This is a genomic window from Streptomyces sp. NPDC044064 (assembly GCF_056434245.1).
This window is the reverse complement of sequence record NZ_JBWKFN010000001.1, coordinates 435,113-456,436: the sequence shown is the minus strand read 5'-3', so window position 1 is coordinate 456,436 and position 21,324 is coordinate 435,113. Positions and strand designations below refer to the sequence as shown.

Annotated in this window: 15 protein-coding genes; 14 read left to right on the top strand and 1 reads right to left on the bottom strand. The window is 70.6% G+C overall.

Annotated elements, in window-relative coordinates; translation table 11 throughout:
• Nucleotides 1-46: 46 nt before the first annotated feature.
• Nucleotides 47-652 (bottom strand): hypothetical protein, encoded by a 606-nt coding sequence (locus AC07DS_RS02045; RefSeq protein WP_479141762.1) that lies wholly within the window; start codon nt 650-652, stop codon nt 47-49.
• 319 nt (nt 653-971) lie between these two features.
• On the opposite strand from AC07DS_RS02045, the gene AC07DS_RS02040 reads away from it, so the two are divergent.
• The 14 genes from AC07DS_RS02040 (at nt 972) to AC07DS_RS01975 (ending at nt 21,324) form a co-directional block, all read left to right on the top strand.
• Nucleotides 972-2,192, top strand: coding sequence for a sensor histidine kinase (locus AC07DS_RS02040; RefSeq protein ID WP_479141760.1), 1,221 nt, complete (start codon nt 972-974; stop codon nt 2,190-2,192).
• Nucleotides 2,189-2,884, top strand: a complete 696-nt coding sequence (locus AC07DS_RS02035) for a response regulator (protein WP_479141757.1) — start codon at nt 2,189-2,191, stop codon at nt 2,882-2,884. Before AC07DS_RS02040 ends, AC07DS_RS02035 begins: the two co-directional genes overlap by 4 nt.
• 250 nt (nt 2,885-3,134) lie before the next feature.
• Nucleotides 3,135-3,431: a zf-HC2 domain-containing protein gene (locus AC07DS_RS02030; protein WP_479141755.1), complete on the top strand. Its 297-nt coding sequence runs from the start codon at nt 3,135-3,137 to the stop codon at nt 3,429-3,431.
• Between the two features lie 290 nt (nt 3,432-3,721).
• The gene (gene ppgK / locus AC07DS_RS02025) at nt 3,722-4,495 is read left to right on the top strand and encodes a polyphosphate--glucose phosphotransferase (RefSeq protein ID WP_479141753.1); all 774 of its coding nucleotides are present in this window, start codon (nt 3,722-3,724) and stop codon (nt 4,493-4,495) included.
• Between the two features lie 52 nt (nt 4,496-4,547).
• Entirely contained in the window at nt 4,548-6,614 is a 2,067-nt protein-coding gene (gene tkt, locus AC07DS_RS02020) for a transketolase (protein WP_479141751.1), read from the top strand.
• Entirely contained in the window at nt 6,611-7,684 is a 1,074-nt protein-coding gene (gene tal / locus AC07DS_RS02015; RefSeq protein WP_479141749.1) for a transaldolase, read from the top strand. The genes tkt and tal overlap by 4 nt, the downstream gene beginning before the upstream one ends.
• A 50-nt stretch (nt 7,685-7,734) precedes the next feature.
• The gene (pgi, locus tag AC07DS_RS02010) at nt 7,735-9,363 is read left to right on the top strand and encodes a glucose-6-phosphate isomerase (RefSeq protein ID WP_479141747.1); all 1,629 of its coding nucleotides are present in this window, start codon (nt 7,735-7,737) and stop codon (nt 9,361-9,363) included.
• A 10-nt stretch (nt 9,364-9,373) separates the two neighbouring features.
• Complete coding sequence (gene gnd, locus AC07DS_RS02005; protein ID WP_403948884.1) at nt 9,374-10,405, top strand: phosphogluconate dehydrogenase (NAD(+)-dependent, decarboxylating); 1,032 nt, start codon at nt 9,374-9,376, stop codon at nt 10,403-10,405.
• Nucleotides 10,406-10,410: 5 nt separating this feature from the next.
• Nucleotides 10,411-11,112, top strand: coding sequence for a 6-phosphogluconolactonase (gene pgl, locus AC07DS_RS02000; protein ID WP_479141744.1), 702 nt, complete (start codon nt 10,411-10,413; stop codon nt 11,110-11,112).
• A 42-nt stretch (nt 11,113-11,154) separates the two neighbouring features.
• Nucleotides 11,155-12,564: a glucose-6-phosphate dehydrogenase gene (gene zwf, locus AC07DS_RS01995; protein WP_479141742.1), complete on the top strand. Its 1,410-nt coding sequence runs from the start codon at nt 11,155-11,157 to the stop codon at nt 12,562-12,564.
• A gap of 164 nt (nt 12,565-12,728) precedes the next feature.
• Nucleotides 12,729-14,255, top strand: a complete 1,527-nt coding sequence (locus tag AC07DS_RS01990) for an acyl-CoA carboxylase subunit beta (protein WP_479141740.1) — start codon at nt 12,729-12,731, stop codon at nt 14,253-14,255.
• 61 nt (nt 14,256-14,316) lie between these two features.
• Entirely contained in the window at nt 14,317-16,065 is a 1,749-nt protein-coding gene (locus AC07DS_RS01985) for a fatty acyl-AMP ligase (RefSeq protein ID WP_479141738.1), read from the top strand.
• Nucleotides 16,058-20,323: a beta-ketoacyl synthase N-terminal-like domain-containing protein gene (locus tag AC07DS_RS01980; protein WP_479141736.1), complete on the top strand. Its 4,266-nt coding sequence runs from the start codon at nt 16,058-16,060 to the stop codon at nt 20,321-20,323. Before AC07DS_RS01985 ends, AC07DS_RS01980 begins: the two co-directional genes overlap by 8 nt.
• A complete protein-coding gene (locus tag AC07DS_RS01975; RefSeq protein WP_479141734.1) occupies nt 20,323-21,324 on the top strand; it encodes an alpha/beta hydrolase in 1,002 nt (333 codons plus the stop codon). Before AC07DS_RS01980 ends, AC07DS_RS01975 begins: the two co-directional genes overlap by 1 nt.

Here is a 21,324-nt window from a genome sequence, read left to right as displayed (position 1 = left end):
CAGCCGGCACTGACAACGGCGCCCCTGCTCTTCCCCGGTCCGCCTGTCAGGGCCGCAGGCCCGCCCGCCTGAGGGCGACCTCGGACAAGTCGGAGATGGCCTGCCGGTCCCCGCGGCGCCAGGCGTCGGCGAGGCCGCCCGGTGGGGTGGGGACCGCGGCGAGGTGGCTCTGCGGTCCGGTGAGGGCGCGCAGGGCGAGCAGGTCGGCGCCTCCGGGGCTGTCGAGGAGGCGCCGGGTGGCGGCGCTGCGCCGGATCCAGAGCAGGCGCGGGGGAAGCCACAGCACCAGTACGAAGGCCACAGGCAGGACGATGAGCGCGAGTGCGGTCAGGTCGGCCACCTGGCCCACGACGTGCTGCAGTGACTGTCCGGCGTCGGAGAGACCGGTGCCGGCGCCGGCCGCGGACTGGAGAGGCTTCTTCAGGGCGCCCCCGACGAACGGCACTCTCGAAGCCGCTTCGGCGGCGTCGTCGAGGCCGGTGGCGAGGCTGTGACCTGCCCTCTGCGCCTCCAGCCCCGGCTCGGCCAGCCGGCTGATCGCGTCGTGGACGGTCAGGGCGAATTTCACCGCTGCCGCGATCAGAGCCACGGCGATCAGGTCCGCGAGCACCTGTCGGCTCAGACGTGCCGGGGTCTGGGCGTAAAGGCGCATGGGCGTGCTCCTGCTCCGGCGACAGCATCGGAGACGGCCGGCTCCAGCCAGGTCGGACCTTACGTCGTGGCGCGGGGCTCGGCCGGTCGCTCGACGGTACGCGGGACCCGGCTCTCCCGCTGGACTCCACCGGCGCACGTCCTCGATAAGGTGCCGGGTTGGCGTAGTGGCGCGCGCGGTGCGGGACCGTACGACGGCTCGTCACTCGAAGAGATCAGTTCCCTCGAGGGGTCGACTGGGCTGCTGGGGCCCGGGATTCAGGGTGCGGACCTCGTCCGCCGGCTCGGCGTCGCGCGAGCGGCATCCCTACGGTGATGCCATGGCAGTGATCAGCAGCCGCGCTCGTGGACCCCGGAGTGTGACCCGTGACGTGCTGGCGGCGTCGGGGCTGTTCGTGCTGTCCGTCATGGCCGCCTCGATCAACCCGCACGAGCACCGCTTCGCACTGCGGTGGCCCGCTGTCATGCTGGCCGCTGTCGGCTGCTTCGCGCTGCTGTGGCGCCGCCGCTACCCCTTCGCCGTGGTGGCCTGTGCGGTCGGATGCGGGGCGGCGTTCCAGTTGCTCGGGTTCCGGGAGAGCCCACTGGTGACGAGCCCGGTCATCGTGTCCGTGTACTCGGTGGCCGCGTCGACGGACCGCCGCACGGCCCTGAGCGTGGCATCGGCTTCGGCCGCCGTACTGGTCGGCGCCGCTGTCGTGCACTCGCCACGTTCCTGGCTGCAACCGGACAACGCCGCGATGCTGGCCTGGACGGCCCTGCCGGCGGCGATCGGGGACGGAGTGCGCTCGCGTCGCGCCTATGTCACGGCCGTGGAGGAGCGGGCGGAGCACGCGGAGCGGACCCGTGAGCAGGAGGCGCGGCAGCGGGTGGCGGCCGAGCGCGTCCGGATCGCCCGTGAGCTGCACGACGTCGTCGCCCATCACATCGCGTTGATCAACGCCCAGGCCGGTGTGGCGGCCCATGTGGGGAAGCATCGGCCCGAGCAGGTCCTCGCCGCGCTCAAGGACATCCGGGAGACCAGCCGGTCGGCGCTGGACGAGCTGCGTGTCACGGTGGGCCTGCTGCGGCAGTCCGACGACTGCGACGTACCGCGCGACCCCGTCCCGGGCCTGGCCCGGATACCAGCCCTGCTCGCCTCACTCGAACGCGTCGGCCTGGATGTCCTCTGCACCCGCCAGGGGACGCCCCGGCCGCTGACTCCAGCGGTCGACCTGGCCGCCTACCGCATCGTCCAGGAGGCGCTGACCAATGTGCGCAAGCACGGCAGTGCGGACAAGGCCCGGCTGTGCCTGAGCTACACCCCTCGGTGGCTGACCATCACCATCGAGGACGACGGTCGCGCGTTCCCGCAGGGACCGCGGCAGGGTACCGGCCATGGGCTGATCGGCATGCGGGAGCGGGCGGCCAGCGTGGACGGGACACTCAGCGCAGAAGCGCGGCCCGAGGGCGGATTCACCGTGATCGCCGAACTGCCCCTGCGCTCTGCCGCGGCGACGGACGGCGTGGCATCACCTGCACTACCGGAAGGCCGGACATGACGATCCGCGTTCTGCTCGCCGACGACCAGGCGTTGCTGCGGGGCACCTTCAAGATCCTTTTTGACTCCACGGAGGACATGGAGGTAGTGGGCGAGGCGTCCGACGGCCACGAAGCCGTGGAGCTGGCGCACGCGCAGCGCCCCGACGTGGTCCTGATGGACATCAGGATGCCCGGCATGGACGGCCTGGACGCCACACGGGCCATCAGCGAGGCCGAAGACCTCGCTGCCGTGAAGGTGCTCATCCTGACCACCTTCGAGAACGACGAGTACGTGGCAGAGGCCCTGCGGGGCGGGGCGAGCGGCTTTCTGGGCAAGGGGGCGCGGCCGGACGAGCTCCTCGACGCCGTCCGTACGGTGGCCGCCGGTGAGTCGCTGCTGTCACCGGCGGCCACGCGTGCTCTGATCACACGCTTCCTGGCGCAGCCCGAGCCCTGCGCGGGCGTGCCGCACGAGCAGTTGGCCTGCCTCACCCCGCGGGAACGGGACGTGACAGGGCTCGTCGCGCTCGGATTGTCGAACGACGAGATTTCCGAACACCTGTTCGTCAGCCCGTTGACCGTCAAAACGCACGTCAACCGCGCCATGAGCAAGCTCGCCGTTCGCGACCGGGCCCAGCTCGTCGTCATCGCCTATCAGTGCGGCCTGGTCAACGCGACCACGGATCGCAGCCCGTCGTCCCTCTCTGTGTGAGTCTCTCTCTGTGCGACAAGGGCCTGGTCAAGCGCCCCCTTCCGGCCGTGCGGAGCAGCCCTGCCCGCCGGGTACTGCGGCGGCCGTACCCGGAAATCACTGCGGGGGGACGACGCGCCCGGGGGCGGTCTTCGGTCATCGTGGATCTGCGCCACAAGGGCTGAATCCATGCTTCGCGCGGCCCCCTGAACTGTCTGGACCTTGTGGAATGCCTCGGCGGCCGGGCGTGGCAGTACGGAGAGGATCCGACATGGCCACCGCCAGTTACACCGACGAGTGCCGCACATTCCGTGACGCGCTGGCCGAGCACGCGCTCGAACTCCTTCCCTCCGAGCGGGCCGCCGCGGTCATCGAGCACCTGGGCATCTGCACCGCCTGCAGGGACGAGTACCACTGTCACGCCGCAGTCGCCGCGCACCTGTCCTCGCTGCGCGAGGCCCTGGCCCCTCGGTTGTGCCCGGAGCGCCGCTCGCACCCGCCCAGTGCCGTCCGCCCCACCCCCCTCACCCTGTCCCAGTGGGTCGACCGCATGGCGTACGTCAGGTGACCCCGAGAACCGGCACACTCCTGCTCCGTCACCGAGTGACCCGCGCAACCCACTGCGCGGGTCACTCGGACGCGGTGTGCACGCGCGTCGAATGCACCCGGAATTCGCGCCCTTGAGGGCATGCAATTCATGGATATACCCCTCAAGCTTAGATATAACCGGATATTGGCGATGTAGCGAATATGGTGGATATGTGATATTCTTAAGAATTGTGTCGGATAATCCTTGCGGGGTTTGACGTCCAAAATTCGCGCAACACATTTTGGGCCGGCCCCTGAGGGGAGCGGGCAGTGGCGCAGGAAAGTCTGGACAGGACGGCCCAGGTGCTGGGGGTCGACATCGGCGGAACCGGTATCAAGGGAGCGCCGGTCGACCTCGAGCTCGGCAGCCTCATCGGTGAGCGGGTCCGGATACCGACCCCGCATCCGGCGACCCCGGAGGCAGTCGCGGACGTGGTCGTGCAGGTGATCTCCCAGATCGGCGTACCAGGACCGGTCGGACTGACGCTCCCGGCGGTCATCCGGGGCGGCAAGGTCCAGACGACGGCCAATATCGATCCGGCCTGGATGGAGACGGACGCGGCCCAGCTCTTCGCACGAGCGACCGGCCGCGACGTGCGGGTGGTGAACGACGCCGACGCGGCCGGGATCGCCGAGATGCGTTTCGGCGCCGGCAAGGGACGCAAGGGCGTCGTCGTGATGGTGACGCTCGGCACCGGTATCGGCAGCGCCGTCTTCTCCGACGGATGCCTCGTGCCCAACAGCGAGTTGGGACACCTGCCGCTGCACCACGGGGATGCCGAGGACTGGGCCGCGGAGTCGGTGCGCGAGCAGGACGACCTGTCCTGGAAGAAATGGGCGCACCGCCTGGAGACGTATCTCGATCTCGTCCAGCGGCTGCTGTGGCCCGACCTGATCGTCATCGGCGGCGGCGTCAGCAAGAAGGCCGACAAGTTCCTGCCGCACATCCGGCTCAGGACCGAGATCGTGCCGGCGCAGCTGTTGAACGATGCGGGCATTGTCGGCGCGGCGCTCTTCGCCCCGGCCGGGAAAGCTCGACCCTAGTCTGCCGCGCTCGGGTGCGAGCGCAGGGGAAGCACCTTCAGGGAGGCTCGCATTGAGCGGCAACGACCTGGAAACCCTCTCCGTCAACACGATCCGCACACTGTGCATGGACGCCATCCAGGCGGCCGACTCCGGCCATCCGGGGACACCGATGGGCATCGCCCCGGTCGCGTACACGCTCTGGCAACGCTTTCTGCGCTTCGACCCGGCCAACCCGATCTGGCCCAACCGCGACCGCTTCGTGCTGTCGGAAGGACACGCCTCCGCGCTGCTCTGGTCGCTGCTCCACCTCACCGGCGTGCAGGCCGTCGACCCCGACTACGAGGTCCTCGGCCGGCCCGCCGTGAGTCTCGACGACCTCAGGACGTTCCGCCAGCTCGGCTCGCACTGCCCCGGCCACCCGGAGTACCGGTGGACCAGCGGCGTGGAGACCACGACCGGCCCGCTCGGCCAGGGTGTCGCGACCTCGGTCGGGATGGCGATCGCCGGGCAGTGGCTCGCCGCCCGGTACAACCGCGACGACTTCACCGTCTTCGACTTCGACGTGTACGCGATGGGAGGTGACGGCTGCATGATGGAGGGGGTCTCCTCGGAGGCTGCCTCGCTCGCGGCCCACCAGCGGCTGTCGAACCTCTGCTGGATCTACGACTCCAACCGGGTGACGATCGAGGGCCACACCGACATCGCGTTCACCGAGGATGTGGCGGCCCGGTTCATCGGCTACGGCTGGAACGTCACCACCGTGGCCGACGCCAACGACCTGGAGGCCGTGGCCCGCGCGCTGCACACCTTCAAGTCCGAGCACGAGCGCCCGACGCTCATCGTGGTGCACAGTCACATCGGCTACGGGTCACCGGTCGAGGACACCCCGAAGGCGCACGGCGCGCCGTTCGGCGTGGAGGGCGTCAAGTCGACCAAGCGATTCCTCGGGATGCCGGAGGACAAGGACTTCTTCGTTCCCGACGGTGTCTACGAGCACTTCGCCGCAGGGATCGGCGCGCGCGGTCGCGAAGCCCGGACGAGCTGGGAGGCTCGGATCGAGGCCTACCGAACCAGCCATCCCGAGCTCGCCGACGAGCTGGACCGTATCCAGCGGCGTGAACTGCCGGAGGGCTGGGAGTCGGCGCTGCCGACCTTCCCGGCCGACCCGAAGGGAATCGCCGGCCGTGACTCCAGCGGCCAGGTGCTCAACGCGCTTGCCCAAGCCGTGCCGTGGGTGCTCGGCGGGTCGGCGGACCTGTCGCCGTCGACCAAGACCGACCTCAAGTTCCCCGGCGCCGGCGACTTCCAGGCCGATGACCGCTCGGGGCGCAACCTCCACTACGGGATCCGCGAGCACGCCGCCACCGCGATCACGAACGGGATGGCGCTGACCAAGCTGCGCTCGTACTGGTCGGGGTTCCTGATCTTCTCGGACTACGCACGCGGCGCGATCAGGCTTTCGGCGCTGATGGAGATCCCGGTCGTGCACATCTTCACCCACGACTCGATCGGGGTCGGCGAGGACGGTCCCACCCATCAGCCGGTCGAGCAACTCGCGTCGCTGCGCGCGATGCCGGGGCTGCTGGTGTTCCGCCCGGCCGACGCGAACGAGGTCGTCGAGACCTGGCGGGTCGTCGCCGCGCTGAAGCACGAGCCGGCGGTGCTGGTCCTTTCCCGTCAGGCACTGCCGACCCTCGACCGCTCCGAGACGGGGGCCGCATCCGGCGTGGCCAGGGGGGCCTATGTTCTGGTCGACGCGGGGGACGGCAAGCCCGACGTCGTCCTGCTGGCCACCGGGTCGGAGGTGCAACTCGCGCTCGCGGCCCGTGACGAACTCGCCGCCGAAGGCCTGTCGGCTCGTGTGGTCAGCATGCCCTGCTGGGAACTGTTCGACCGCCAGCCCAAGGAGTACCGCGACTCGGTCATCCCGCCCGGGGTCAGGGCCCGGGTCGCTGTCGAGCAGGCGGCGACGCTCGGCTGGGACCGTTACGTCGGCGACGGCGGCGCGGTCGTCGGCATGCACACCTTCGGGGCATCGGCGCCGCTCAAGATGCTGCTGACCAAATTCGGCTTCACTCCCGAGAAGGTCACCCAAGTCGCCCGCGAGTGCGTGGCCGCCGGCAGGGAGCAGGCATGAACGTGACCCAGGCGCTCCATGAGCAGGGCCAGAGCATCTGGCTGGACAACATCACCCGTTCGATGCTCGATACGGGCCAGATCCAGCACTACATCGACCAGTACTCGGTGACAGGGCTCACCTCCAACCCCTCGATCTTCGACAAGGCGATCGGCTCCGGCGACTACGACGACGCGATCCGCACGAAGGCGGCGGGCGGGCTCAGGGGCGAGGAGCTGTTCTTCGAACTGGCCATCGAGGACCTGCAGCGGGCCGCCGACCTGTTCCTGCCCATCCACGAACGCACCGACGGCGTCGACGGCTGGGTCTCGCTGGAGGTCTCGCCACTGCTCGCCTACGACACGCAGCGAACCGTGGCGGCTGCCAAGGCGCTGCACGCCAGGGCCGACCGGCGCAACCTCTTCATCAAGATCCCCGGGACGCCCGAGGGGCTGCCGGCGATCGAGGAAGCCATCGCCTCGGGCGTTCCGGTCAACGTGACGCTGCTGTTCTCGGCAGACCACTACCGGGCCGCGGCCGATGCCTACCTGCGTGGCGTCGAGCGCCGGGTGCAGGCCGGCCACGACCCCGCTGTCGGCTCGGTCGCGTCGGTGTTCATGTCACGCTGGGACGTGGCGGTCAAGGACACCGCACCGGCCGGCCTCACCGACTCCCTCGCCCTCGCCGTCGGCCTCGACGTGTACCGCACGTACCGCGAAGTGATGAGCTCGCAGCACTTCCAGCGGCTGGAGAATGCCGGCGCGCGCATGCAGCGGCTGCTCTGGGCCAGCACGAGGACGAAGGACCCGGCCGCCTCCGACACGCTGTACGTCCACGGTCTGGCCGCGCCGTTCACGGTCAACACGATGCCCGACGACACCCTGAAAGCCTTCTTCGACCATGGCGAGATCGGAGAGACGCTGCCGTCGGACGGGGGCGAATCCGAGGAAATGCTGGCCCGCTTCGCGGACGCGGGCGTCGACGTCAAGGCGCTTGCCGCCCAGTTGCAGAGCGAAGGCGCCAAGTCCTTTGTCGCGGCCTGGAACGACCTCATGGAGCGAATCGACGTGCAGAGCAAGGCCGTGGCCTGACGTCGGCGCTGAGCGGCCGGACGGAACCCATCAGATCAGAGGAGCGAGCCATGCCATCGACAGTGCTGCGCCAGCGTTCTGCGTGGAAGGCGCTCGCGGACCATTACTCCGAGATCGCCGGGCGCCACCTGCGCGAGCTGTTCGCCGCCGATCCGGGACGCGGCGAGCGGATGACGGCCGAGGCCACCGGCCTGTACCTGGACTATTCGAAGAACCGGATCACCGACGACACCTTGCGGCTGCTGCTCCGACTCGCCGAGGAATCGGGACTGCGCGAGCACATCGACCAGATGTTCGCCGGCGATCGGATCAACGTCTCGGAGCACCGGCCGGTGCTGCACGTGGCGCTGCGGATGCCGAAGGAGTCCTCGCTCGTCGTCGGCGGAGTGGATGTCGTCGCGCAGGTGCACGAGGTGCTCGACCGGATGGAGGCGTTCGCGGACCAGATCCGCTCGGGCGCCTGGAGAGGCGCCACCGGCAAGCCGATCCGCAACATCGTCAACGTCGGCATCGGCGGCTCCGACCTTGGGCCCGTCATGGCCTACGAGGCGCTGCGCCATTACAGCCGGCGCGATCTCACGTTCAGGTTCGTGTCCAACGTCGATTCGACGGACATCGTCGAGGCGACCCGTGATCTGGCCGCCGAAGAGACGCTGTTCATCATTTCCTCGAAGACGTTCGGGACGCTGGAGACGATGACCAATGCCCGCTCCGCGCGTGACTGGGTCCTGGCGCAGCTCGGCGACGAGGCGGCGGTCGCCCGGCACTTCGTGGCGGTGTCCACGAACGCGCAACGGGTCACCGAGTTCGGCATCGACACCGCGAACATGTTCGGCTTCTGGGACTGGGTCGGCGGGCGCTACTCGATGGACTCCGCGATCGGTCTCTCGACGATGCTCGCTGTCGGTCCCGACAAATACCGTGATCTCCTCGCCGGATTCCACGCGATGGACACGCACTTCCGCACCGCGCCGTTCGAACAGAACCTGCCGGTCCTGATGGGACTGCTCACCGTCTGGTACAGCGACTTCTTCGGCGCCCAGAGCATCGGCGTGATGCCCTACGACCAGTACCTGAAGCGCTTCCCGGCCTACCTGCAGCAGCTCACCATGGAGTCCAACGGCAAGCACGTGACGCTTGAGGGCGTGCCGGTGGACTACCAGACCGGCGCGGTGTACTGGGGGGAGCCTGGGACCAATGGGCAGCACAGCTTCTACCAGCTGATCCACCAGGGCACCAAGCTGATCCCGGTGGACCTGATCGGCTTCGGCAAGTCGCTCAACCCGCTCGGCAGCCACCACGACATCCTCACGTCGAACGTCTTCGCCCAGGCGCAGGCGCTCGGCTTCGGCAAGACCGAGGACGAGGTGCGCGCCGAGGGGACGGCGGAGGATGTGGCGCCGCACCGGGTGATGGAGGGCAACCGCCCGACGAACGTGCTGCTGGCCGAGGTGCTCACCCCGTACCGGCTCGGCACGCTGGTCGCGCTCTACGAGCACAGCGTGTTCACCCAGGGGACGATCTGGGGGATCGACTCCTTCGACCAGTGGGGCGTCGAGCTCGGCAAGGTGCTTGCTGTCGCGATCATCCCGGAACTCGAGAGCGCGACCGAGCCTGAGCTCGGCCACGACTCGTCCACGAACGCGCTGATCCGGCACTACCGCACGCTCAAGGACTAGGAGGCACCACATGGCGACAGACAAGCCCATGCAGCTCGGGATGATCGGGCTCGGCCGGATGGGGGCGAACCTGGTGCGCCGGCTGATGCGAGACGGCCACCATTGCGTCGTGTCCGACGTCAACGCGGACGCAGTCGCCGAACTGGTCGGCGAGGGTGCGACGGGCGCAGACTCACTCCAGGATCTGGTGGCGAAACTGGACAAGCCACGGGCTGTGTGGCTCATGCTTCCGGCCGCGATCGTCGACTCCATCCTCGACCAGCTCGGGCCGTTGCTGGAGCCCGGCGACATCCTCATCGACGGCGGCAATTCCTACTACCGCGACGACATCACGCGCGCCAGGCGCCTTGCCGACAAATCGCTGCATTACGTCGACTGCGGGACCAGTGGTGGGGTCTGGGGACTGGAGCGCGGCTACTGCCTGATGATCGGCGGCGAGGACGAGGTCGTGGCCCATCTCGACCCGATCTTCAAGACGATCGCTCCCGGCGAGGGCAGCGCCGAGCCGACGCCGAGCCGGTCCCGGACCGACGGCACCGCCCCGCTCGGGTACCTGCACTGCGGGCCGAACGGTGCCGGGCACTTCGTGAAGATGGTCCACAACGGGGTCGAGTACGGGATGATGGCCGCGATCGCCGAGGGCCTCGCCATCATCAGGCGCGCGAACGCAGGCCAGAGCCGGCAGGAGGTCGACGCGGAGACGACACCTCTGCGCGATCCGTGGGCCTACCAGTACGACATCGACGTCGGTGAGGTGGCCGAGGTCTGGCGGCGCGGCTCGGTCGTCGGCTCATGGCTGGTCGACCTGATCGCCGACGCCTTCGCCAGGTCGCCCTCCCTCGACGACTTCGCCGGGCGGGTCTCCGACTCCGGGGAAGGCCGCTGGACCGTCCTCGCCGCGGTGGACGAAGGCGTCCCGGTACCGGTCATCACCACCTCGCTCTACGAGCGCTTCGAGTCCAGGCAGGCCGGGGAGTTCACCGACAAGATCCTCTCGGCGATGCGCTCCGAGTTCGGCGGGCACGCCGAAAAGAAGGGCTGACCGCCGTGCATCACGAACTCGAGGTCGTCGCCGACCCCGACACGGTCGCCGGCACCGCGGCGGCCTTCGTGGCGCGGCTGGCCCGGGCCCGCGTACAAGCCCACGGCCGATTCACGTTCGCCGTCAGCGGGGGACACACACCCTGGGCGATGTTCGCGCGGCTCGCACATGAGGACGTCCCCTGGGAGCACGTGGCGGTGTTCCAGGTCGACGAGCGGGTCGCGCCCGACGGCGACCCGGACCGTAACCTCACCCACCTGCGGGAGAGCCTCGGTGCGGCTCCCGCCGAGGTCATCGCGATGCCCGTGAACGACACCGACCTCGACGCGGCGGCCGCCGCCTACGGGCGGTCACTGCCCGAGCGATTCGACCTCGTTCACCTGGGTCTCGGCCCGGACGGGCACACCGCCTCCCTGGTGCCACGGGACCCGGTGCTCGAAGTCTCGGACCGGGAGGTGGCCCTGACGGCGACCTACATGGGCCACCGGCGCATGACTCTCACCTATCCTGCGCTGACTCGCGCCCAGCAGGTGCTCTGGCTCGTCACCGGAGCGGACAAGCGCGAACCGCTCTCGAGGCTCGTTGCGGGAGACCGGTCGATTCCCGCCGGCCGGGTCGAGGCGGCGGCGTCTCTCGTCCTCGCGGACGAGGCGGCGGCCGGCCGGGGTCCTGCTCGCGTCGGCGCCCTGCCGCCGGCAGGACCTTGATGCCCGACCCTCTAGCCCTGCCGGCTCCGTAAGGAGGATGAGGTGGCTTCGAACTCGTCGAACATTCCCGCAGACGTGCTGGTCGTTTTCGGGATCAGTGGCGACCTCGCTCGCAAGATGACGTTCCGCTCGCTCTATCGGCTTGAGCGGCGCAAGCTGCTGACCTGCCCGATCGTCGGAGTGGCGCGCGACGGCTGGTCGGACGACGCGCTGCGTGACCACGCCTGCACGGCGATCAAGGCAGCGGGCGAGCCGCTGGACGAAAGCGTCCTGGCCCGGTTCGCGGCCCGACTCAGCTATGTGCAGGGCGACTACGCCGACCCGGAGACGTTCCATCGCCTCGCCCGGGCGGTCGACGGCAAACGGCACCCGGTCTTCTATCTGGAGATCCCGCCGTCGCTGTTCGCCCGGGTGGCTGAAGGCCTGGCAGGCGTCGGGCTGACCAAGGGCGCCCGGGTTGTCGTGGAGAAACCATTCGGGCATGACCTCGCGTCGGCTCGCGCGCTCAACGCCGAGCTGCGTCAGCTCCTCGATGAGGATCAGCTGCTGAGGATCGACCACTTCCTCGGCAAGGAGCCGGCGATGGACATTCAGTTCCTGCGGTTCGCCAACTCCGTGTTCGAGCCGGTGTGGAACCGCGATCACATCTCCTGTGTGCAGATCACCATGGCCGAGGACTTCGGGGTCGAGGACCGTGGCCATTTCTACGACCCGGTCGGCGCGCTCCGCGACGTCGTGCAGAACCATCTGCTGCAGCTGCTCGCCCTGGTGGCGTCCGAGCCGCCGTCAGCCGCCGACGCGGACGCGCTCCGGGACCGCCGCGTCGATGTGTTCCGGGCGATCCCCGACGCCGACCCGGCCCACTACGTCCGTGGACAGTACGAGGGGTACCTGCAGGTACCCGGCGTGCAGCCGCACTCGCGCACCGAGACCTTTGTTGGGTTGCGGCTGGAGGTCGAGAACTGGCGCTGGTCCGGGGTGCCGTTCTTCATCCGCGCCGGCAAGTCGCTCCCCGAGCGAGTGACCGAGATCCGGATCGTGTTCAAGCGCCCGCCGCGGCTTGCGTTCGCGGAGCGGTTCGCGCCCGAGCCCGGCCAGTGGATCCTGCGGATCGATCCGAGCCCTGGCGTGAACTTCCGCATCCAGGCCAAGCAGCCGGGCAAGCAGGACACACAGCTGGTGGACCTTGACCTCCTCTTCGAGGCCGCGCTCGGTGAGGCGCCCGAGCCGTACGAACGCCTGCTCAGTGATGCGATGCAAGGCAACGCGAGCCTGTTCACCCGGGAGGACTCGGTGGAGGAGACGTGGCGAATCGTCCAGCCACTGCTGGAGGCGCCCGGCGACCCCGAGCCGTACCGGCAGGGGACCTGGGGACCGGCCGGAGCCGGCAAGCTCGTCTCCGGATATTCGCGATGGCACGAACCATGGCTGCCGCCGAGGTCTCCCGGCTGACGCAGCCGAGCCCCCGGATCCGGTGAACCGCCGGTTGTGTCCCTGGAGATGGCGGGCCAACCACCGCACCGCCTGATTTATTGCGTCGATGACAATGAGGCCGTCGAGCCTTGTCAGATCGGTAACTAGGCCTGCTACCAGGTTCCCTTGATAGTGGGCCGACCATGACACCTCATCACACCTTCTCGACGGTTCTCGGGGGCACCGCGTCCGCTCAGACGGAGACAACCCCACCGACTCGCGCCCGGGAGCGGCTCGCGCTGTTGCTCGACCCGGGCTCGTTCACCGAGCTGGATGCCCTGGTGCGGCACCGCTGCACCGATTTCGGCACGGCTGCTCGGCGACCGGAAGGCGATGGCGTGGTCACCGGATACGGCACGGTGGACGGACGACCGGTCGCTGTCTTCGCCCAGGACGCCACCGTCTTCGGCGGGAGCATGGGCGAAGCGTTCGGCCGGAAGGTCCTCAAGGTGATGGACCACGCGCTGCGCACCGGATGTCCCGTCATCGGCCTCAACGACGGCGGCGGGGCGCGGATCCAGGAGGGAGTCGCGTCGCTGGCGCTCTACGCGGAGGTGGTGCGGCGCAATGTCAGCGCCTCCGGTGTGGTGCCCCAGCTCTCGCTGATCCTCGGCCCCTGCGCCGGCGGGGCGGCCTATTCCCCGGCACTCACCGACTTCACGGTGGTCGTGGACGGCGTCTCTCGCATGTTCGTCACCGGACCGGAGGTGGTCCGGGCAGTGACCGGTGAGGCGACGACCGCCGAGGAACTCGGCGGCGGCCGGACCAGCGCGAGCGTCAGCGGTACCGCCCACTACCTGGCCCCCGACGAGGCGGACGCCATCGATTTCGTCCGGGTTCTGCTGTCCTACCTGCCCAGCAACAACTGCCAGCCCCCACCCCGGTATCCCACCGAGGACGAAACTGGCATCACCGGCCGGGACCGGGAGTTGGACAGCATCCTGCCCGACGCGGACCACCAGGCGTACGACATGCGGGAGGTCCTGTACCGGGTGCTCGACGACGGTGAACTGCTGGAGATCCAGGAGCTGTTCGCCCCCAACCTGATCTGCGGGTTCGGCCGGATGGCAGGGGAGAGCGTCGGAGTCGTCGCGAACCAGCCGCTGCACGGCGCCGGGGCGCTGGACATCGACGCCTCCGAGAAGGGGGCGCGCTTCGTACAGTTCTGTGACGCCTTCGGCATCCCCGTGCTCACGTTCGTGGATGTGCCCGGCTATCTCTCCGGGATCCGCCAGGAGCACGCCGGCATCGTACGGCGCGGGGCCAAGCTGCTCTATGCCTACGCCGAGGCCCAGGTGCCGCGGATCACTGTGGTGGTCCGCAAGGCGTACGGGGGTGGGTATGCGGTCATGGGCTCCAAGCATCTCGGTGCGGACCTCAACCTGGCCTGGCCGACGGCCCGGATCGCCGTCATGGGCGCCCAGGGCGCGGTAACTGTCCTGCACCGGCCCGCCCTTCGCGCGGCGGACGAGCCCGACGCGCTGCGCACGGCGCTTGCCGAGGAGTACGAGACCACCGTCGCCACCCCCTACCTGGCCGCCGAGCGCGGCTACCTGGACAGCGTGATCCTCCCGCACGAGACCCGGCGCCACATCGTCCAGGCCCTGCGCGCGCTGCGCGGCAAGCGGCCCGATCCACCGCGGCGCCGCCACGGCAACATCCCGCTCTGACCCGCTTCACCGGCCCCTGCGGCGCCACCTCCCGTGATCGCCTCTACACATCGGAGCAGCGATGGACTCTCCCCTCACCACCCGGTCCGGAGCGGAGCCGCTCAGCGCGTGCCTGAGCCGCTGGGCCGCGCAACGCGGATCGCAGCGCGCCTTCACCTACGTCGACTTCTCCTTACCGGGCTCGCCCGGACGCCACCGCACCCTGACCTGGCGGCAGTTGGCGGAGCGGGTGGAGTCGGTCGTCGAACAGTTGCGCGGGACGGCAGCGGACGGCGACCGGGTCGCACTGCTGCTGCCACAGGGCCTGAACTACGTCACCGCCTTCCTGGGCTGCCTCACCGCGCGGGTCATCGCGGTGCCGCTCTTCTCGCCGGAACTGCCCGGGCACGCCGAGAGGCTGGCCGCCGTGCTCGTGGATGCCGAACCTTCCTGCATCCTCACCGACAGTGCCACCGCGCCCGCCGTCGACGACTTCACCGCCCGGCACCGCATCCCGCACACCCCGGTGCTGCAGGTGGACCGGACGAGAGGCGGAGGCGCCACCACCCAGAGCGCGCTCGCCGAGCCAGCCCCGGACGAGATCGCCTATCTGCAGTACACCTCGGGTTCGACGCGCAGCCCGGCAGGGGTGATGATCAGCCATGGCAACGTGGTCGCCAATGCCCGCCAGGCACTGGACGCCTTCGACGCCGGCACGGTCGGCACCACCTCGGTGAGCTGGCTGCCGCTGTTCCACGACATGGGACTGGTGCTGGGGGTGGCGGCCCCGCTGGTGGGAGGCTTCCCCTCGGTGCTGATGGATCCGGTGGCGTTCCTGGAGGAGCCTGCGCGTTGGCTGCGGCTTCTCGCCGGATACCAGGGCACGGTCAGCGCGGCGCCCAACTTCGCGTACGACTACTGCACCGAACGTGTCGACCCCGCGGACGTCGCGCACCTTCGGCTCGACCGGGTGCGGGGGCTGATCAACGGCAGCGAGCCGGTCCGGGCCGGCACCCTGGAACGCTTCCATACAGCCTTCGCGCCCACCGGTCTGCGTGCTGAGGCGATGTGTCCGTCCTACGGCCTGGCGGAAGCCACGGTGCTGGTGACGACCCATCCCCACCGCGAGGCCCCGCAGGTCATCCACTGCGAGGCCGAGGTGCTCGCCGCCCGCGCGCTCAGGACCCGGACGGGACCCGGGCCGGGCACGGTGGCCCTCGTCGACTGCGGACCTCCGGCGGGGCAAGCGTTACGGATCACCGACCCGGAGACCGGCCACCATCTGCCGGAAGGCCATGTCGGTGAGATCCGTGTGCGGGGCCCGAACGTCGGTGCCGGCTACTGGAGGCAGAAGGGCCGCTCGGACGAGCTCTTCGCGGCCCGCATCCGCGGTGAGGAGGGGACCTGGCTGCACACCGGTGACCTCGGAGCGCTGCACCAGGGACGGCTGCTGGTCACCGGCCGGCTCAAGGACCTGCTCGTCATCGACGGCCGCAACCACTACCCGCAGGACCTGGAGGAGACCATCCAGTCGGGTCTGCCTTGCGTGCGCCGTGACCGGCTGGCCGTCGTCGCCGCCGAGGAGCCCGGCCGGGTGGCGGCGGTCGCGGAGCACCGGCACGGCATCGAACCGGACGCGGCACTGTGCGCCGAGGCCGAGCGCACGGCGCGTGCCCTGCTCTCGGCACGCCACGGCGTGCGTCTGGAAAGGCTGTTGCTCGTCCCGCCGGGCGCGGTGGCCCGCACCTCAAGCGGCAAGGTCTCCCGCTCGGCCTGCCGGGAGCACTACCTGGCGGGCGACTACGACGGAACGGAGGCGGGCGATGCCTGACGACGTGCTGCGCGAGAACATCCGCCGTACTGTTCGCGAACTGCTCGCCGCCTGGTACGGAGCCGACCCCGCCGAGGTGCGCGACGACAGGCCGTTCGCCGAGCTCGGACTCACTTCCCGGGACGCGGTCCGGCTCACGGCCGAACTGGGGTCCCTCACGGGGCAACAGTTGCCCGCCACGCTGCTCTGGGAGGCGCATACGCTGGACCTGCTGATGCGGCGGCTGGAGGATCCGTCGCACCACAGGCCGCCCGTAACGGGGCACCCGCGCCGGATGGCGATGCCCACCGCGGTGGAGGTGGCAGTGGTCGGCGTCGGCTGCCGGTTGCCCGGCGGGGTGCACGGCCCGGCGGCGTTCTGGCGTCTGCTGTGCGAGGGCGCGGATGCGGTGGGCGCTGTGCCGCACGGGCGCTGGGAACCCTTTCTGCCGGAGGGCACCGACGCGTCCGAGATCCCTCCGCACGGCGGCTTCCTGGACGACATCGCCGGTTTCGACGCCGCGTTCTTCGGCATCCCGCCGAGCGAAGCGGTCCTGATGGACCCTCAGCAGCGCATGCTGCTGGAGGTGACCCGGGAGGCACTGGACCACGCGGCGATCCCTGCGCCGAGCCTGGCGGGAAGTCGCACCGGGGTCTTCGTCGGCATCAGCGGCAACGAGTACGCCAGGCTCACGGCCGCCACACCGTGGGACGTGGACCCGCTGGGCCCGGCCGGATCCGCACTGAGCATCGCCGCGAACCGCCTCTCGTACACCCTGGACCTGCACGGCCCGAGCCTGGCGGTCGACACCGCCTGCTCCTCCTCGCTGGTGGCCGTGCACCACGCCGTGCGGAGCCTGGTGACGGGCGAGAGCGACACGGCGCTGGCAGGCGGAGCGAACCTGCTGCTCTCACCCGCTGTCACCCTGGCGTTCCAGCGCGCCGGCGCGCTGGCGGCCGACGGCCGCTGCAAGCCCTTCGCGGCCGAGGCAGACGGGATGGTCCGGAGCGAGGGCTGCGGCATGGTGGTGCTCAAACGGCTCGCCGACGCCGAACGGGACGGCAACCGCATCCTGGCGGTGATCCGCTCCACCGCCGTCAATTCCGACGGCCGGTCCAACGGCCTGCTCGCGCCCAACCCGGAGGCACAGCGCGCGTTGCTCGCCGAGGCGCACCCCGTCGCGCGGACCGGCCGGGAGCTCGACTACGTCGAGGCGCACGGCACCGGCACGGCGCTGGGGGACCCGATCGAGGCGCGAGCGCTCGGCGAAACGCTCGGGCGGCCGGCCGGCCGCGACCCCGAGCAGCCGCTGCTGCTGGGCTCCGTGAAGAGCAACGTGGGCCATCTGGAGGCCGCAGCGGGCATCACGGGCCTGATCAAGACGGTGCTGGCGCTCCACCACGGCGAGATCCCGCCGCAGCTGCCCTTCCGTAGCCCCAGCGAGCACATCGACTTCGACGACCTGGGCCTGCGCGTGGTCACCTCCGCCGAGCCGTGGCCACGGTATTCTGGCCGGGCGACCGCGGGGGTGTCCGCGTTCGGCTTCGGCGGTACCAACGCCCACGCCGTCCTGGCCGAACATGGGCCGAGCGGCACCGTCCTGTCCAAGCCGAGTGGAGCGCCGGCCGTCCTGCGGCTGGATGCTCCGGACCCCGACCGGCTGCGCGCCTGGGCAGCACAACTGGCCGCCTGGCTCGACTCACCGGACGGCCGCCGGCCCGGCCTGGAGGACGCCGCCCGCACGCTCGCCGGACGCACCGGACGCGGGCCGTGCCGGGCCGCCGTCGTGACGGGGGACGGCGCAGAGGCGTCGGCCGCGCTGTCCGCGCTCGCCGCGCAGCGCCCGCACCCGGCCCTGGTGCTGCCCACCTCGGAGTGCGCCGCGCCACCGGACCGAGCCGTGTGGGTCTTCTCCGGGTACGGCTCCCAGTGGCCGGGCATGGGGCGGCGGCTGTTCGAGGCGGAGCCCGTGTTCGCGGCGGCGGTCGAGCGGCTGGAACCGCTGCTGCTGCACGAGGCGGATCTCTCGCTGCGCCGACATCTCGCGGCCGACATGGAGCTGAGCCGCCCTGCGGTCGTGCAGCCGGTGCTGTTCGGCGTGCAGGTGGCGTTGGCGGAGTTGTGGCGCTCGTACGGGGTGGCACCGGCCGCTGTGATCGGGCATTCCATGGGCGAGGTGGCCGCGGCCGTGGTGGCCGGGGCGCTCAGCGAGGAGGACGGCGCGCGGGTGATCGCGGTGCGGTCCCGGCTCCTCGACAGCCTTTCCGGCGGGGCGATGGCCGTGGTCGGTTGCTCGGCCGCCGACGTGCCGAGCCTTGCCCGGGAGCTCACGACTGTTCAGGTGGCCGTCCACGCCTCGCCGGAGCAGAGCGTGGTCACCGGCAGCGCGGCGGAGATCGAGGAACTCATCCGACGGGTCTCGGCCGGAGGCGGCCTGGCTCGCTCCCTGGGGGTCGCGGGCGCGGGCCACTCGTCCCACGTCGACCCGCTGCTCGCCCCGCTCACCGAGGAACTCACGGGGCTGTCCCCGGGCGAGCCGTCCATCCCCTGCTACGGCACCGTCCTGGACGACCCACGGCAGCTCCCGGCGTTCGACGCGGCCTACTGGGCGGTCAACCTGCGCCGCCCGGTCCGCTTCCACCAGGCTGTCCGGGCCGCTGCGGACGACGGCCACCGCTTCTTCCTGGAGGTCTCGCCCCACCCCACCCAACTGCACCCGCTCGCGGAGACGCTGCGTACCTGCGACTGCCTGGATCCGGTGCTCGTGCCCACGCTCCGCCGGGACATCGACGACGCCGTGGCCTTCCGCCGCAGCCTCGCCACGCTCCTCGTACAGGGCTTCGCGCTCGACAGCACCGCGCTGCACCGGGGCAGCCGGATCATCGACCTCCCCCTGACCCGCTGGGAACACCGGCCGTACTGGATCGGAGCCGGACCCTCCATGCTCCCCGTGCAACGGATCCAGGCCGAGCCCCCGCCCTCGGCGCCGGCCGACACGCTCGGCCGTCTGCGAGCCCTCGTCGCCGAGGTCGCGGGTTGCCCTCCCGAACTCGTCGACCCGTCCGCGCCCCTCACCGACCTCGGCCTGGACTCCCTGATGGCCGCCCGCGTACTGGCGCGGGTGCGGCACGAGTTCGGCGTCGTGGTGCCGCCCGGCGACCTCTTGCGAGGCGGCACGCTGGCCGCGCTCCTCACCCGCCTCGACGCACCGCCGTCCGGCGCGGATCCGCGTGTCCCCGGCGTGACACCACGGGACGCGTCCGAACGCCGCGTCGCGCAGACCTGGCAGGCCGTCAGCGGTGAACGGGCGCCGGGTGTCGAGCATCCCCTGCCCGTCGCGCAGTTGACCCGCGTCGCCGAGGAACTCGGCCTCGACCCGGAGCCGGTCCGGTCCGGCCCGCCCACCCTCGCCGCACTGGCCTGCCTGCTCCGCCCCCGACTGGAGACTTCGGCGCGCGGCCCCGTCCGTGCCTTCCGCGAGTTCGGAGAGCGCCCGCCGCTGTTCCTGATACACCCGGCGGGAGGCTCCTCCGCCGTCTACCGGATGCTGGCCGAACGGCTCGGCCCCGACCAGCCCTGCTACGGCCTCGAACGCCTCTCCGACCTGCGCGAGGTGAGCGAACGCGCCGAGGCGTACGCGGAGATGATCCGCAGCATCAGGCCGGAGGGGCCCTGGGTGGTGGGCGGATGGTCGTACGGCGGACTGGTCGCCCAGGAGACCGCCTGCCTGCTGGCACAGCAGGGCACGGTCACGTCGCTCGTGCTCATCGACAGCGTTCTTCCGCTGCCGGTACCGGACCTGACGTGGCAACAGGAGACCCGCCGACGCCTCGCCGGATTCGCCGCCCATGTCGAGCGGACGTACGGCCGGCCGCTGCCGCTGCCCCACGACCGGCTTGCCGCCCTGGACGAGGAGGCGCAGATCGACCTGGTGGTCAAGGAACTCGCACAGGCCGTGGACCTCCCGCCCGCTGTGCTGGAGCACCAGCGCACCTCCTACCTCGACCTGCGCAGCGGCGAACGCCACAGCCCGCGCCGCTACAAGGGCCGGACGCTGCTCTACCGGGCGACCGAGCCCGCCCCGCACACCGTGGCGGATCCCCGCTACCACCGCACCGACCCGTCCCTGGGCTGGGACACCCACTGCACCGACCTCACCGTCACCCCGCTCCCCGGGCACCACCTGGAACTCCTCGACCCGCCGTTGGTCGACATGCTCGCCGCGACGCTCGGCCGCGACCTCGCCCCGCACCTTCACTCCGCACCGGAGCCGTCCTGATGCCACGTCACCGCAGACGCGCGCACGCCGCGCTGATCGCCGCGATGGTCGGAGCCCTCGGCGTCGCCTCCGCCGCCACACCCGCCGCGACCGCCCGAGCGGCGTCCCCGTCCTTCGCGGCGGCAGCCGACGACGGCGCGAAGGTGGTCTCCGCCACCTGGATGGACAGCCGCCTGATCGACCTGACGATTTTCTCCCCCTCCGTCGGCGGCCTCGTCGACACCCGTCTGCTGCTGCCCGCCGACTGGTCCGCCACCGCCACTCGCACCTGGCCGGTGCTGTACCTGCTCCACGGGGCGCACGACGACGACACCTCGTGGACCCGTGAGACCGACATCGAGAGGTTCACCGCCGCGCAACACGTGATCGTCGCGATGCCCTCGTCCGGTCCCACCGGCATCCCGACCGCTTGGTGGAACGGTGGCACCGACCACCCGGACTACGAGACCTTCCAGGTCACCGAGCTGATGCAACTGCTGCGGCGCGGCTTCCGGGCGAGCAGCACCCGCGCCGTCGCGGGCGTTTCCACGGGTGGCTGGGCAGCCCTCGCGTTCGCCGCACGTCACCCCGGCGCCTTCGTCGCCGCGGCCTCCTTCAGCGGCATACTCGACACCACCTCGCCGGGCATGCCCTCCGTCGTCAAGGCCATCGTCGCCCGGGAGCGCCTCAACCCCCTCTCCCTATGGGGTGACCCTGTCCTGCAGTTCCCGGTCTGGGCGGCCAACGACCCGTACTGGCAGGCCGAGAAGCTGCGCGGCACCCGGCTCTACCTCTCCTGCGGAACCGGCCTCGGCAGCAAGGACAACCCCACCGGCGGCATCCTGGAGAGCGCGCTCCGGCCGGCCGCTCAGGAGTTCGCCCTTCGGCTGAAGCTGCTGGGGATCCCGGCCGAGAAGCACTTCTACACCGGTGGGACACACAGCTGGACGTACTGGCGGGCGGAGTACAAGCGCTCCTGGGCGGTGCTGGCCGCCGCACTAGGGCTCTCGGGCACTTCCTGA